Annotated in this window: 12 protein-coding genes; 6 read left to right on the top strand and 6 right to left on the bottom strand. The window is 71.4% G+C overall.

Features of this window, described 5'->3' with window-relative positions:
• Positions 1–24: 24 nt before the first annotated feature.
• Positions 25–1617, bottom strand: a complete 1593-nt coding sequence (locus Sdi02f_RS10755; protein ID WP_030400638.1) for a Na+/H+ antiporter — start codon at positions 1615–1617, stop codon at positions 25–27.
• A 61-nt stretch (positions 1618–1678) separates the two neighbouring features.
• On the opposite strand from Sdi02f_RS10755, the gene Sdi02f_RS10750 reads away from it, so the two are divergent.
• From Sdi02f_RS10750 to Sdi02f_RS10740, 3 genes are all read left to right on the top strand, one after another.
• Positions 1679–1939, top strand: a complete 261-nt coding sequence (locus tag Sdi02f_RS10750; RefSeq protein WP_030400639.1) for a UBP-type zinc finger domain-containing protein — start codon at positions 1679–1681, stop codon at positions 1937–1939.
• 250 nt (positions 1940–2189) lie between these two features.
• Positions 2190–2603, top strand: a complete 414-nt coding sequence (locus Sdi02f_RS10745) for an ATP-binding protein (protein WP_003973726.1) — start codon at positions 2190–2192, stop codon at positions 2601–2603.
• Positions 2604–2626: 23 nt separating this feature from the next.
• Positions 2627–3691, top strand: a complete 1065-nt coding sequence (locus Sdi02f_RS10740; protein WP_078936562.1) for an RNA polymerase sigma factor SigF — start codon at positions 2627–2629, stop codon at positions 3689–3691.
• 37 nt (positions 3692–3728) lie between these two features.
• Here the strand turns inward: Sdi02f_RS10740 and Sdi02f_RS10735 are convergent, their stop codons facing one another.
• Positions 3729–4181 carry a hypothetical protein gene (locus tag Sdi02f_RS10735; protein ID WP_030400641.1) on the bottom strand — a complete coding sequence of 151 codons (453 nt, stop codon included), beginning with the start codon at positions 4179–4181 and terminating at the stop codon, positions 3729–3731.
• 134 nt (positions 4182–4315) lie between these two features.
• Between Sdi02f_RS10735 and Sdi02f_RS10730 the strand changes: the two genes are divergently transcribed.
• Entirely contained in the window at positions 4316–5284 is a 969-nt protein-coding gene (locus tag Sdi02f_RS10730; RefSeq protein WP_030400642.1) for a diacylglycerol/lipid kinase family protein, read from the top strand.
• Positions 5285–5604: 320 nt separating this feature from the next.
• Positions 5605–5862 carry a WhiB family transcriptional regulator gene (locus tag Sdi02f_RS10725; protein ID WP_003973730.1) on the top strand — a complete coding sequence of 86 codons (258 nt, stop codon included), beginning with the start codon at positions 5605–5607 and terminating at the stop codon, positions 5860–5862.
• 238 nt (positions 5863–6100) lie between these two features.
• On the opposite strand, the gene Sdi02f_RS10720 is transcribed toward Sdi02f_RS10725, so the two are convergent.
• The gene (locus tag Sdi02f_RS10720) at positions 6101–7567 is read right to left on the bottom strand and encodes a PAS domain-containing sensor histidine kinase (RefSeq protein WP_218030775.1); all 1467 of its coding nucleotides are present in this window, start codon (positions 7565–7567) and stop codon (positions 6101–6103) included.
• A gap of 620 nt (positions 7568–8187) precedes the next feature.
• Between Sdi02f_RS10720 and nagB the strand changes: the two genes are divergently transcribed.
• Positions 8188–8973: a glucosamine-6-phosphate deaminase gene (gene nagB / locus Sdi02f_RS10715; RefSeq protein WP_030400644.1), complete on the top strand. Its 786-nt coding sequence runs from the start codon at positions 8188–8190 to the stop codon at positions 8971–8973.
• Positions 8974–9191: 218 nt separating this feature from the next.
• Here nagB and Sdi02f_RS10710 read toward each other — a convergent pair whose 3' ends face one another.
• The 3 genes from Sdi02f_RS10710 to Sdi02f_RS10700 are packed head-to-tail and all read right to left on the bottom strand — an operon-like array spanning position 9192 to position 12555.
• Complete coding sequence (locus tag Sdi02f_RS10710) at positions 9192–10682, bottom strand: glycoside hydrolase family 3 protein (protein ID WP_030400645.1); 1491 nt, start codon at positions 10680–10682, stop codon at positions 9192–9194.
• Between the two features lie 8 nt (positions 10683–10690).
• Positions 10691–11566, bottom strand: coding sequence for a carbohydrate ABC transporter permease (locus tag Sdi02f_RS10705; protein WP_030400646.1), 876 nt, complete (start codon positions 11564–11566; stop codon positions 10691–10693).
• On the bottom strand, positions 11563–12555 hold the full coding sequence (locus Sdi02f_RS10700) for a carbohydrate ABC transporter permease (RefSeq protein ID WP_030400647.1): 993 nt from the start codon (positions 12553–12555) through the stop codon (positions 11563–11565). Before Sdi02f_RS10700 ends, Sdi02f_RS10705 begins: the two co-directional genes overlap by 4 nt.
• Positions 12556–12576: the final 21 nt, after the last annotated feature.

The following is a 12576-nucleotide window of genomic DNA, read 5'->3' as shown; positions in this document are numbered from 1 at the left end:
CCACCACCGCGTCGGCACACCGGTTCAGGTGGTCTCGCGGTAGGCCGCAGCCTCCTCCAGGTCGAGCCGGCGCAGCAGTGTCCGGAGCATCTCGTCGTCGATGTAGCGGCCGTCCCTCAGCCGGACGAAGACCTCGCGCTCGGCGCTGATCATCTCCCGGGAGAGCCGCCGGTAGGTGTCGTCGACCGTCTCACCGGTGACGGGATTGACCTGACCGAGCCGTTCCCAGACGGCGTTGCGGCGGCGCTCCAGGACCGTGCGCAGACGGTCGGCGAGGGGGGCCGGCAGCGTGTTGCGCTCGTCGGCGAGCAGGGCGTCCAGGCGCTCCTCCGCGACCCGTGAGGCCTGCGCCTGGGCGTTGGCCTCCGCCAGTGTCTCGGCCTGCACGTCGTGCGCCGGGAACTTCAGCAGGCGGATCAGCGGCGGCAGGCTGACGCCCTGGACGACCAGGGTGCCGATGACGGTCGTGAAGGTGAGGAACAGGACGAGGTTGCGCTCGGGGAAGGGCGCGCCGCCGTGCACGGTGAGCGGAATGGAGAAGGCGATCGCCAGGGAGACCACGCCCCGCATCCCGGCCCAGCCGATCACGAACGGCGCCTTCCAGGAGAGGGCTCCCTCACGCGCGCGTACGCGGGCCGACAGCCGGGGCAGGAAGGTCGCCGGGTACACCCACACGAACCTCGCCACCGCGACCACCAGGAAGACGGCGAGGGCGTACCAGGCGGCGTCGAGGCCCTCGATCTCGCCCAGGCCCCTGAGGACGACGGGCAACTGGAGTCCGATGAGGGCGAACACGGCCGACTCCAGTACGAACGCGACCATCTTCCACACCGCCTCCTCCTGGAGCCGGGTCGCGAAATCGACCTCCCACGCGCGGTGCCCGAGGTAGAGGGCGACGACGACCACCGCGAGCACACCCGAGGCGTGCACCTGCTCGGCGACCGCGTAGGCGACGAACGGGATCAGCAGGGAGAGCGTGTTCTGCAGCAGCGCCTCCGTGAGGTGGGTGCGCAGCCAGTGCAGCGGCACCATCAGGACCAGTCCGACACCGACGCCGCCCACCGCCGCGATCAGGAACTCCCCGATGCCGCCCGCCCACGTCGTGCCCTCCCCGACGGCCGCCGCGAGCGCCACCTTGAAGGCGGTGATCGCGGTGGCGTCGTTCACCAGGGACTCGCCCTGGAGGATCGTGGTGATCCGGGAGGGCAGCCCCACGCGGCGGGCGACCGCCGTGGCCGCGACGGCGTCCGGCGGCGCCACGACCGCGCCGAGCACCAGGGCGGCGGTCAGCGGCAGGCCGGGCACGATGAGGTAGGCCGCGCATCCGACGACGAAGGTGGCGAACAGGACGTAGCCCACGGACAGCAGCGCCACGGGCCTCGCCTGCGCCCGCAGGTCCAGGTAGGAGCTGTCGGTGGCCGCCGTGTAGAGCAGCGGGGGCAGCAGCAGGGGCAGGACGACGTGCGGGTCGAGGGTGTAGTCGGGCACGCCGGGCACGTAGCTCACCGCCAGGCCCGCCGCGACCAGCAGCAGCGGCACCGGTACCGGCACGCGCCGGCCCGCCGCCGCGACCGCGGCGCTGCCCGCCACCAGCAACAGCAGCGGCATCACGTCCATCGTCCTCGCCCGCCCTCGGTTTCCGCGCGGTCATCCGCACACCCGTCGTAACCTGGCAATCATGAAACAGTGCACGCACGCCGACGCGCTGCCGCACCCGGAACCCGAGCCGTGCGGCGAGACCTGCCCGGAGTGTCTGGCCGAGGGCACGGACCCGGTGCAGTTGAGGCTGTGCCTGAGCTGCGGTCATGTCGGCTGCTGCGACTCCTCGCCGCGGCAGCACGCGACGGCGCATCACAAGGAGACCGGTCATCCGGTGATGCGGTCCTTCGAGCCCGGGGAGAGCTGGCGCTGGTGCTTCGTCGATCATGTACTCGTGTGACCCCGGCCCGCGACGGTTCGACCGTCTGACGTCTGGGTACGTCAACCCGGCGCGCGCTCTTCCGATTTGGGCCCGCCGACCCCCTAGCCACTGTGCGTGTTCATGTGTTTACTATGAGTGACAGCACGGGGTTGGGGTCTCGGGGACAGGAAACTTCGGGGCGCGATAACGTCACCGCTGAACCACGTATCGCGTTGCTCCGAGGGGCGTCCCTCGGCCCTGTAACGCTTGTACCACCTTGGAGGTGAGGGTGTCCCAGATCGCAGGCGAGCCCGCGACCCAGGACTTCGTGGAAGTCCGGCTGCCGGCCGCGGGTGCCTACCTGTCGGTGCTGCGTACGGCGACGGCCGGCCTCGCAGCCCGTTTGGACTTCACCCTCGACGAGATCGAGGACCTGCGCATCGCAGTCGACGAGGCCTGCGCGATCCTGCTGCAGCAGGCCGTGCCCGGCTCGGTGCTCAGTTGCGTCTTCCGTCTCGTCGACGACTCGCTCGAGGTCACCGTCTCGGCGCCGACCACGGACGGCCACGCCCCTTCGCGGGACACCTTCGCGTGGACGGTCCTCTCCGCCCTCGCGGGCAAGGTCTCCTCCGCCGTGGACGAGGACAAAACCGTTTCGATCAGCCTCTACAAACAGCGCGGCGCGGGACCCGGGCCGACGTGAGGGACGGGGACGGGGACGGGCCGGTGCGGGACGAAGAGCGCGGTACACGGGAGCTGCCGGCCGAGGGCACACGTTCTCCGAACGAGGTGCGGCGCACGGCGGACGGCATCGACGGCATCCCCGAGCAGGCCCGGCCGCATCCGGAGGACGAGACCTCGCCCGAGGCCGTCGTTCCGGGCGGCGGGCAGCGGACCGGGGGGACCCCCGTCCGGCCCGCCCGAGCGGAGGCACGGGCTCGGGAAAGGGCGACGGGCGGGACGATGAGCGAGCACGAGCGACACGCCGACGGCCACGCGCCGGGCGCACGGGGCACGCAGGGCACACGGCACGACCCGCAGGACCGCAGCGGCGCGCGCCTCCTGTTCGCCGAGCTGCGCACGCTGGCGAAGGACAGCCCGGAGTACGCGGAGCTGCGCAACCGGCTGGTCCGCATGCACCTGCCGCTCGTCGAGCACCTCGCGCGCCGCTTCCGCAACCGCGGCGAGCCGCTGGACGACCTCACCCAGGTCGCCACCATCGGACTGATCAAGTCGGTGGACCGCTTCGACCCGGACCGCGGGGTGGAGTTCTCCACGTACGCGACCCCCACGGTCGTCGGCGAGATCAAGCGGCACTTCCGGGACAAGGGCTGGGCGGTGCGCGTCCCGCGCCGGCTCCAGGAGCTGCGGCTGGCCCTGACGACGGCCACGGCGGAACTCTCCCAGCTGCACGGCCGCTCCCCCACGGTGCACGAGCTGGCAGAGAAGCTGTCCATCTCGGAGGAGGAGGTCCTGGAGGGCCTGGAGTCGGCCAACGCCTACTCCACGCTGTCGCTGGACGTCCCGGACACCGACGACGAGTCCCCGGCGGTCGCCGACACCCTCGGTGCCGAGGACGAGGCACTGGAGGGGGTCGAGTACCGGGAGTCGCTCAAGCCGCTGCTCGAGGACCTGCCGCCGCGGGAGAAACGCATCCTGCTGCTGCGCTTCTTCGGCAACATGACCCAGTCGCAGATCGCGCAGGAGGTCGGGATCTCGCAGATGCACGTGTCGCGGCTGCTGGCCCGCACGCTCGCGCAGTTGCGGGAGAAGCTGCTGGTCGAGGAGTAGCCGCGGCCGGCCGCCCGGCGCGGGCGAGGGCTTCCGGTTACTTCCGGGCGTTGCCCGGTCCCCGGATGCCGAGGGCCAGGGTGGTCTCGGGATTGATGAGCATGTACAGCGCGGCGAGCGCCAGGACACCGAGCACGGCGCCCGCGGGGACGGCGAGGCTGTCGGCCCCCGCCATGTTGTAGGCGACGGGCAGCGCCAGGATCTGCGTGATCACGGCGGGCCCCCGGCTCCACCCCTTCAGGCGGAGCAGTCCGCGGGCGGCGAGCAGCGGCAGCAGGGCGAGGACGATCAGCGTGATGCCGCCGGTGACGGCGGAGGTCCGGTCGTCGGGGTGTCCGGTGAGGCCTCCCACGAGCATCCAGGCGCCGCCGACGACGAGGGCCAGGCCCTCCAGCGCGGCGATCGCCGCCGCGGCGGTCACCCGGGCGGGGCGGGGCTCTGCCTCCTCGGAGGCTGCGGAGGCGGGGTCGGGGGTCTGCTCACTGCTCACCCCTGCAGGGTAGCCGTCGGCGCGGCCCCGCCCGCGCCCGCCCGGGTGTCGGGCCCCTCACGCGCCGGTGGGCCCGGGTGGCGATCTTCACTCCGGTCTGGGCCGAGTACCACCCAGTAGGTACCCTGCACACCATGCGTGCACTTCTCGTGGTCAACCCGGCGGCAACCACCACGAGTGCGCGTACGCGCGACGTGCTGATCCACGCGCTGGCGAGCGAGATGAAGCTGGAGGCGGTCACCACCGAGTACCGCGGCCACGCCCGCGACCTCGGGCGCCAGGCGGCCCGGAGCGACGACATCGACCTGGTGGTGGCCCTCGGCGGCGACGGCACGGTGAACGAGGTCGTCAACGGCCTCCTGCACGCGGGCCCCGACCCGGAGCACCTGCCCGGTCTCGCGGTCGTCCCCGGCGGTTCCACCAACGTCTTCGCCCGCGCCCTCGGCCTGCCCAACCACGCGGTGGAGGCGACCGGGGCCCTGCTGGACGCCCTGCGCGAGGGCAGCGAACGCACCGTCGGTCTCGGTCTGGCGTCGGGTACGCCGGGCACCGAGGACGAGGCCGTCCCGGCCCGCTGGTTCACCTTCAACGCCGGCCTGGGCTTCGACGCCGGTGTGGTCGGCCGCGTCGAGCAGCACCGCGAGCGCGGCAGGAAGTCGACGCACGCGCTCTACGTCCGTCAGGTGGTGCGCCAGCTCATCGGCGAGCCGCACCGCCGCAGCGGCACGATCACGCTGGAGCGGGAGGGCGAGGACCCGGTCACCGACCTGGTGCTGTCCATAGTCTCGAACACCTGCCCCTGGACGTTCCTCGGCAACCGCCCGATCTACGCCTCCCCCGAGGCGTCGTTCGACACCGCGCTCGACGTCTTCGGCCTCAGCCGGCTGTCGACGGCCGCGGTTGCCCGGTATGGCACCCAGTTGCTCACTTCGTCCCCCGAGCGCGGGCCGCGAGGCCGGCACGCGGTCTCCCTGCACGATCTGACCGACTTCACCTTGCATTCGAAGGTGCCTCTGCCCCTTCAGATGGACGGTGACCACCTGGGCCTGCGGACCAGCGTGACGTTCACAGGCGTACGCCGTGCACTGCGTGTGATTGTGTGAGCAGAAGGGGCGAAAGTCCTTTCACTCGAACGTTTAGACCAGGGTCCACCCCATGGAAGTACGGCTGTGACCTAGTCGACACCGAAGAATCAAAAAAAACTTTCCGGAAGGGGTTGTATCCGCCGCCGAGGTTTGCGAGTCTCTTCTTGGCGATCGGGACAGCCCGCAAGACCGGCATCCACAGATCACCGGAACCCCTCTTCAAACCACAGGACCACGCCAGGGAACCTGGCGGTAGGCCCTTCCCTTGTTGAGGGATTCGTGAAAGCGTTCACATTCACAAGCATCCGAGCATGTAATACCAAGGAGAGGTAGCAGCCATGGACTGGCGTCACCGCGCCGTTTGCCGCGAGGAAGACCCCGAGCTCTTCTTCCCCATCGGCAACACCGGTCCCGCGCTGCTGCAGATCGAGGAAGCCAAGGCCGTCTGCCGTCGCTGCCCCGTCATGGAGCAGTGCCTGCAGTGGGCGCTCGAGTCCGGCCAGGACTCCGGCGTCTGGGGTGGTCTCAGCGAGGACGAGCGTCGCGCAATGAAGCGCCGTGCCGCCCGCAACCGGGCCCGTCAGGCCTCCGCCTGACAACCCACCCCTACTGACAGCCTCAGCTTGGCGGCGCGTACAGCGAGTACGCATCCCCCGCTCCCGAGCCGCAGCGCGCAGTACCCCCGATGCGCATCGGACGATGTAGCGCACGAGCACAGGCCTCGGACCTTCACAGGTCCGGGGCTTTTTGCTGTGCCGGGAACCGCGGTCCTCGGCTCCGGCCCCGTCCGTCGGCCCGCCGACCGGGCCGCTCCTCGACTCCTCGACCCCTCGACTACTTCTCGGCGGGCACCGGGATGTCGAGGATCACCCGGGTGCCGCGCCCGGAGGCCGGGACCATGTCGAAGGTGCCGCTCAGCTCGCCCTCGACCAGGGTGCGCACGATCTGCAGCCCGAGGTTGCCGGAGCGGTGCGGGTCGAAGTCCCCGGGCAGGCCGACGCCGTCGTCCTGGACGGTGACCAGGAGCCGGGCCTCCTTGGTGGTGCCGCCGCGGACCGCCGAGACCTCGACCGTGCCGGTGTCGCTGTCCCGGAAGCCGTGCTCCAGGGCGTTCTGCAGCACCTCGGTGAGCACCATGGACAGCGGGGTGGCGACCTCGGCGTCGAGGATGCCGAAGCGGCCGGTGCGCCGGCCGGTGACCCTGCCCGGGGAGATCTCGGCCACCATCGCCAGCACGCGGTCGGCGATCTCGTCGAACTCCACGCGCTCGTCCAGGTTCTGCGAGAGCGTCTCGTGCACGATCGCGATGGAGCCCACCCGGCGCACGGCCTCCTCCAGCGCCTCGCGGCCCCGGTCGGACTCGATGCGCCGGGCCTGCAGGCGCAGCAGGGCCGCCACCGTCTGGAGGTTGTTCTTCACCCGGTGGTGGATCTCCCGGATGGTGGCGTCCTTGGTGATCAACTCGCGCTCGCGACGGCGCAGTTCCGTCACGTCGCGCAGGAGGACCAGCGAACCGATGCGGGTGCCCTTGGGTTTGAGCGGGATGGCGCGGAACTGGATCACGCCGTCGTGCGCCTCGATCTCGAACTCGCGCGGCGCCCAGCCGCTGGCCACCTTGGCGAGCGCCTCGTCCACCGGGCCGCGGGACGGGGCGAGTTCGGCGGTGGTCTGCCCCAGGTGGTGGCCGACCAGGTCGGCGGCCAGCCCCATGCGGTGATAGGCCGACAGCGCGTTCGGGGAGGCGTACTGGACGATGCCGTCGCCGTCGACCCGGATCAGGCCGTCGCCGACGCGGGGCGAGGCGTCCATGTCGACCTGCTGGTTCTCGAACGGGAAGGCGCCGGCCGCGATCATCTGGGCGAGGTCGGAGGCGCTCTGCAGGTACGTCAGCTCCAGCCGGCTCGGGGTACGCACGGTGAGCAGGTTGGTGTTGCGGGCGATGACCCCCAGGACGCGTCCCTGGCGGCGTACGGGGATGGACTCGACGCGGACCGGGACCTCCTCGCGCCACTCGGGGTCGCCCTCGCGCACGATGCGGCCCTCGTCCAGGGCGGCGTCCAGCATGGGGCGCCGGCCGCGCGGGACCAGGTGGCCGACCATGTCGTCCTGGTACGAGGTGGGGCCGGTGTTGGGGCGCATCTGGGCGACGGAGACGTAGCGCGTGCCGTCGCGCGTGGGCACCCACAGGACCAGGTCGGCGAAGGAGAGGTCGGACAGGAGCTGCCACTCCGAGACCAGCAGGTGGAGCCACTCGAGGTCGGAGTCGTCGAGCGCGGTGTGCTGGCGTACGAGTTCGTTCATGGAGGGCACGGGGCTGAGCGTACCTGGCGGTACGGACAGCGATCGAAACCAGCCACTGTCCACTGCTCCCCCGGCCCCGAGGGGACCGCGGCGCGGCCGGACGCCCCCGGGAGACACCCGCGGGCCGCGGCGCCTGGGAGGGACCCTCAACCCTCCCGGCACCGCAGCCCGGAGCAACATCGGCCGTGGGGTGTGCGGTCCCGGTCGGCCGAAGGATGAGGAGCCGGGGCAGTCAGGGCAGAGAGCTCCGGTTCCTCGGTCCGTCCTCCTGTGCGGGGAGGACGGAAGCCTGACGATCACCTGGTGCGCGGGACACGGTCGGTGTCCCCGCGTCCATTCTGGACTAGACCACTTACCGTGTCCATGTGGTGGGCGTCGTTTGTTGTCGGTGGTTCCGTCGGCCGCACGGGCGCGTCGGCAGCCGTCAGAAGCCTAACCCTGTTGGCTCACACGCGGGGCCGGTCCGAGGGGTTCATTTTCCGCGCGCCCGCCGCCCGCGCCCCCGTCACCCGGCCGACCGTTTGGGCGCGACCGCGGGGCCCCGCTCTGTTAGATTGGTCTAAACCACATAGCCAGTCCCGGACCCCGGGTGAGTCCTCTCTTCGAAACGGCAGGCCAGCGTGGAAGTTGTCATCGTTCCCGATGCCAAGGCGGGCGGCGCTCTCATAGCCGAGGCCATGGCGAAGCTCCTCCGGCGCAAGCCCGACGCCCTGCTCGGGGTGGCCACCGGGTCGACGCCGCTGCCCGTGTACGAGGCGCTGGCGGCCAAGGTGCGCTCGGGTGCCGTGGAGACCGCGCGGGCAAGGATCGCCCAGCTCGACGAGTACGTGGGGCTGCCCGCGGACCACCCGGAGTCCTACCGCTCGGTGCTGCGGCGCGAGGTGCTCGAACCGCTGGGCATCGGCATGGACGCGTTCATGGGCCCCGACGGGACGGCCACGGACGTGCAGGGCGCGTGCGAGGCCTACGACCGGGCGCTGAGCGGCGCCGGCGGGGTCGACCTCCAGCTGCTGGGCATCGGCACCGACGGACACATCGGCTTCAACGAGCCGTGCTCCTCGCTGGCCTCGCGCACGCGGATCAAGACGCTGACCGAGCAGACCCGCGTCGACAACGCCCGCTTCTTCGACGGCGACATCGAGCAGGTGCCGCACCACGTGATCACCCAGGGCATCGGCACCATCCTGGAGGCGCGGCACGTGGTGCTGCTCGCCACCGGTGAGGGCAAGGCCGACGCGGTCGCCGCCAGCGTCGAGGGTCCGGTCGCGGCGGTGTGCCCGGCCTCCGCGCTGCAGTTGCACCCGCACGCCACGGTCGTCGTCGACGAGGCCGCGGCGTCCAAGCTGAAGCTCGCCGACTACTTCCGGCACACCTACGCCCACAAGCCGGACTGGCAGGGCATCTGACCCGCCCCGGTGCGGCCCCACGGGCCGGACCGGACACCCACGCGCGCGAGGCGCCGGACCCGTCACGGGCCCGGCGCCTCTGCCGTACCCGCGCCCCGCACCCGCAGCCCCGCCCACGGCACGGGGCGGCCTCGCCGCGGCCCGCGCGGGTGGGCGCGCACGCCGAGGGCGCCGGTCCGTGCACGGGACCGGCGCCCTCGGTACGGCGACGGTGTTCGTCAGACGCCGGCGATGGCCTCCGCGGCGGCTCGGCCGCAGACGCGGGCGGCGCCGTGGGTGGCCACGTGGAGACCGCCGCGGGGCCGGGCGCGCGGGACGCCCATCTCGACGACGATCGTGTCGGGCCGGGCCGCCAGCAGGACGTCCAGGGCCGCCGCCATCCACGGGTGGCGGTGCTCGTCGCGGACGACGGCGACGATGCGGCGGGAGCCCGCCGCGGCCAGCGCCTCGCTTCCGGCGTCGGCGCCGTGGAAGCTGCCGGTCTCGGTGCCCGGGAGCAGGCGGCCGAGTTCGGCGGCCACGCCCCAGGGCGTCTCGTTGCCCACGGCGATGTTCGCCACGGGGGTGAGCGCGGCGACGTAGGGCGGCTCGGTGAGCGGGGCGACGTCCTCGGCGGCGGTGACGCGCAGGGCGCGGCGGGCCGCACGCAGGCCCACGTCGCCGTCCGCGGTGTCCGGGGCCCCGTCGGCGGGGCGGTTCGCCGCGGTCCAGCGGGCCAGGGCCCTGACCCGCTCCGCCGCGTCGGCCAGGCGCTCCTCGGGCAGTTCACCCGCGCGGACGGCCTCGACGAGCGCGTCGCTCAGCCGCCGTACGGTGCCCTCGTCGTGCAGGCCGCCGCCCACGCAGATGGCGTCGGCACCGGCCGCGACGGCCAGGACGGTGCCGCGTTCGATGCCGTAGGTGCCGGCGATGGCCTGCATCTCGATGCCGTCGGTGACGATGAGCCCGTCGTAGCCCAGTTCGCCCCGGAGCAGGTCGGTCAGGATGCGGCGGGACAACGTTGCCGGGCGGTCCGGGTCGAGGGCCGGGACCAGGATGTGGGCGCTCATCACCGCGCGGGTGCCGGCCGCGATGGCGGCGCGGAACGGGACGAGGTCCCGCTCGGCCAGCACGTCGGCGTCCACGTCGATGTGCGGCACGGCGTGGTGGGAGTCGACGCCCGTGTCGCCGTGGCCCGGGAAGTGCTTGGTGCAGGTGGCCACGCCCGCGGACTGCATGCCGGTGACGTAGGCCGCGGTGTGCCGGGCGACCAGGTCGGTGTCGGCGCCGAAGGACCGCACGCCGATGACTGGGTTGTCCGGGTTGGAGTTCACGTCGGCGGACGGCGCCCAGTTGAAGTCGACGCCCGCGGCGGCGAGCCGGCGGCCCAGTTCCGCGGCCACCGCGCGGGTGAGCCCGACGTCGTCCACGGCGCCGAGGGCGTGGTTGCCGGGGAAGGAGGAGCCGGTGCGCACCTCGAGGCGGGTGACGTCACCGCCTTCCTCGTCGATGGCGACCAGCACGTCCTCGCGCTCGGCGCGCAACTGCGCGGTCAGCGCCGCCACCTGCTCGGGCGAGGTGACGTTGCGCCCGAACAGGGCGACGGAGGCGAGCCCTTCGCCGAGCCGGCGCAGCAGCCAGTCGGGGGCGGTGGTGCCGGCGAAGCCGGGCTGGAGGACGGTGAGCGCGTCGCGGGTGAGGGTGTCGGTGGCCCTGGCGAGGGTGGTCATCGGTGGCGCTATCCCTTCACGGCGCCGGACGTCAGGCCGGCGGCCATCTTCTTCTGCACGATCATGAAGAAGGCCACGACGGGGATCGCGATCATCGTCGATGCGGCCATCAGGGCGCCGTAGTCCGTGCCGTGCGAGGTGGTGAAATTCATGAGCCAGACGTTGAGCGTGTACTTGTCGTTGTCCTGCAGCACGATGTAGGCGAGCAGGTATTCGTTCCACGCGTTGATCAGGGAGAAGATCGACGCGGCGGCGAGGCCGGGGGCGAGCAGCGGGAACACGACGCGCCAGAAGGCGCCCATCCGGGAGCAGCCGTCCACCATCGCGGCCTCCTCCAGCTCCAGCGGGATGTTCACGACGAACCCGCGGATCATCCAGGTGGCGAACGGCAGCGTGGTGACCAGGTAGATGACGATGACGCCCCAGTACTCGTTGATCGCGCCGAGGTCGTTGAGCTGGATGTACAGGGGGATCAGCATCGCCGTGGGCGGCAGCAGCTGCACCACGAGCAGCACGATCATGAAGGCCTTGCGCCCGGCGAACCGGAACCGGCCGATCGCGAAGGCCGCGATCGTGGAGAGCACCATGGCGCCGAGGACGGCGGTCACGCAGATGATGAGGCTGGACTGGATGGCGGTGCCGAAGTTCGGCGCGTCGATCGCCCGGCGGAAGTTGTCGAAGGTGATGGAGCTCGGCCAGAGCTTCTGGTCGTAGGAACGGATCTCGTTGTTGGGGCGCAGCGCGCTCACCACGAGCCAGTAGACCGGGAAGGCCATCACCACGAAGGTGACGACACCCACGAGGTTGTAGAAGTGCCGGCTGCGCTTCTTGCGGTCGGGCCGGTATGCGGGCGCCGTGGCGCCGGGGGCGGTCGTGTCGCTCACTCGACCTCTCCGATCTTCAGAAGCTGGCGCAGGTAGTAGACGGCGACGCCGGAGAGGAGCAGCACGGTGATCAGGGCGATGGCGGCACCCTGGCTGAAGCTGTTCGACTCGAAGGCCTTCTCGTACGAGTAGAGGCCGAGCAGGTTGTACTCCTGCTCCGGCTTGTTGCCGCGCATCAGGAAGACCTGGCCGAAGACGTTGAAGTCCCAGATCACCGAGAGCGTGGCCACCATCTGGAAGACGGGCTTGATCACCGGCCAGGTCACGTAGCGGAACACGCCGATGCGGCCGGCGCCGTCCAGTTCCGCGGCCTCCTCCAGCTCGCTCGGCACCTGGGTGAAGGCGGCGTACAGGGTGACGGCGACGAACGGCACGGCTCCCCACACCACCACGGCACCGATCATGAGGAAGCCCTGCTTCGGATCGAGCCACCAGTTGTGGCCCTGGAAGTCGAGGCCCAGGTACTCGGTGAGGACCATGTTGGCGACGCCGTAGTCGGAGTCGGCGAACCAGCGGAAGATCGAGGTGGCGACCAGCAGGGGCAGCGACCAGGCCGCGATCAGCGCGCCGGTCAGCAGCAGTCGCACCGCCTTGGTCATGCGCTGCATGGAGTGCGCGAGGAAGAGACCGATGGCCAGGGTGGTGACGACGCACACCACCATGAACAGCACGGTGCGCCACACGACATCGTAGAACTCGCTGTCGCCGAGGATGTTGGTGAACTGGTCGAAGCCGACCCAGTCGGCGGCCTGACCGGTCCACAGTTCACGTCGGCCGACGTCCTGGAAGGACATGATCACGGTCTTGATCAGCGGCCAGACGAACACCGCGGCGAGGGCCACGACAGCCGGCGCGATCAGCAGGTAGGGCAGCAACGGCCCGTTCGTCCACCGGCTCCGCCGGGGTGCGGACGGCGCCGGGCCGGCACCGTGAGGAGGCCGCGGGGCGGACACCTCCGGGCCGGCTGTCTTGATGTCGGCGGCACTCACTGTGCTGGCCTTCCGTTCGAA

It is taken from the genome of Streptomyces ardesiacus, from assembly GCF_003112575.1.
Classification (GTDB): domain Bacteria; phylum Actinomycetota; class Actinomycetes; order Streptomycetales; family Streptomycetaceae; genus Streptomyces; species Streptomyces ardesiacus.
Note: the sequence above shows the minus strand (reverse complement) of the source record. Positions and strands in the feature narration are given on the sequence as shown.

Bases quoted from the DNA above. Each gene is read 5' to 3' on its own strand.
- Sdi02f_RS10725 (WP_003973730.1), top strand. From the start codon at position 5,605: ATGGACTGGCGTCACCGCGCCGTTTGCCGCGAGGAAGACCCCGAGCTC.
- Sdi02f_RS10730 (WP_030400642.1), top strand. From the start codon at position 4,316: ATGCGTGCACTTCTCGTGGTCAACCCGGCGGCAACCACCACGAGTGCG.
- Sdi02f_RS10720 (WP_218030775.1), bottom strand. From the start codon at position 7,567: ATGAACGAACTCGTACGCCAGCACACCGCGCTCGACGACTCCGACCTC.
- Sdi02f_RS10755 (WP_030400638.1), bottom strand. From the start codon at position 1,617: ATGGACGTGATGCCGCTGCTGTTGCTGGTGGCGGGCAGCGCCGCGGTC.
- Sdi02f_RS10750 (WP_030400639.1), top strand. From the start codon at position 1,679: ATGAAACAGTGCACGCACGCCGACGCGCTGCCGCACCCGGAACCCGAG.
- Sdi02f_RS10710 (WP_030400645.1), bottom strand. From the start codon at position 10,682: ATGACCACCCTCGCCAGGGCCACCGACACCCTCACCCGCGACGCGCTC.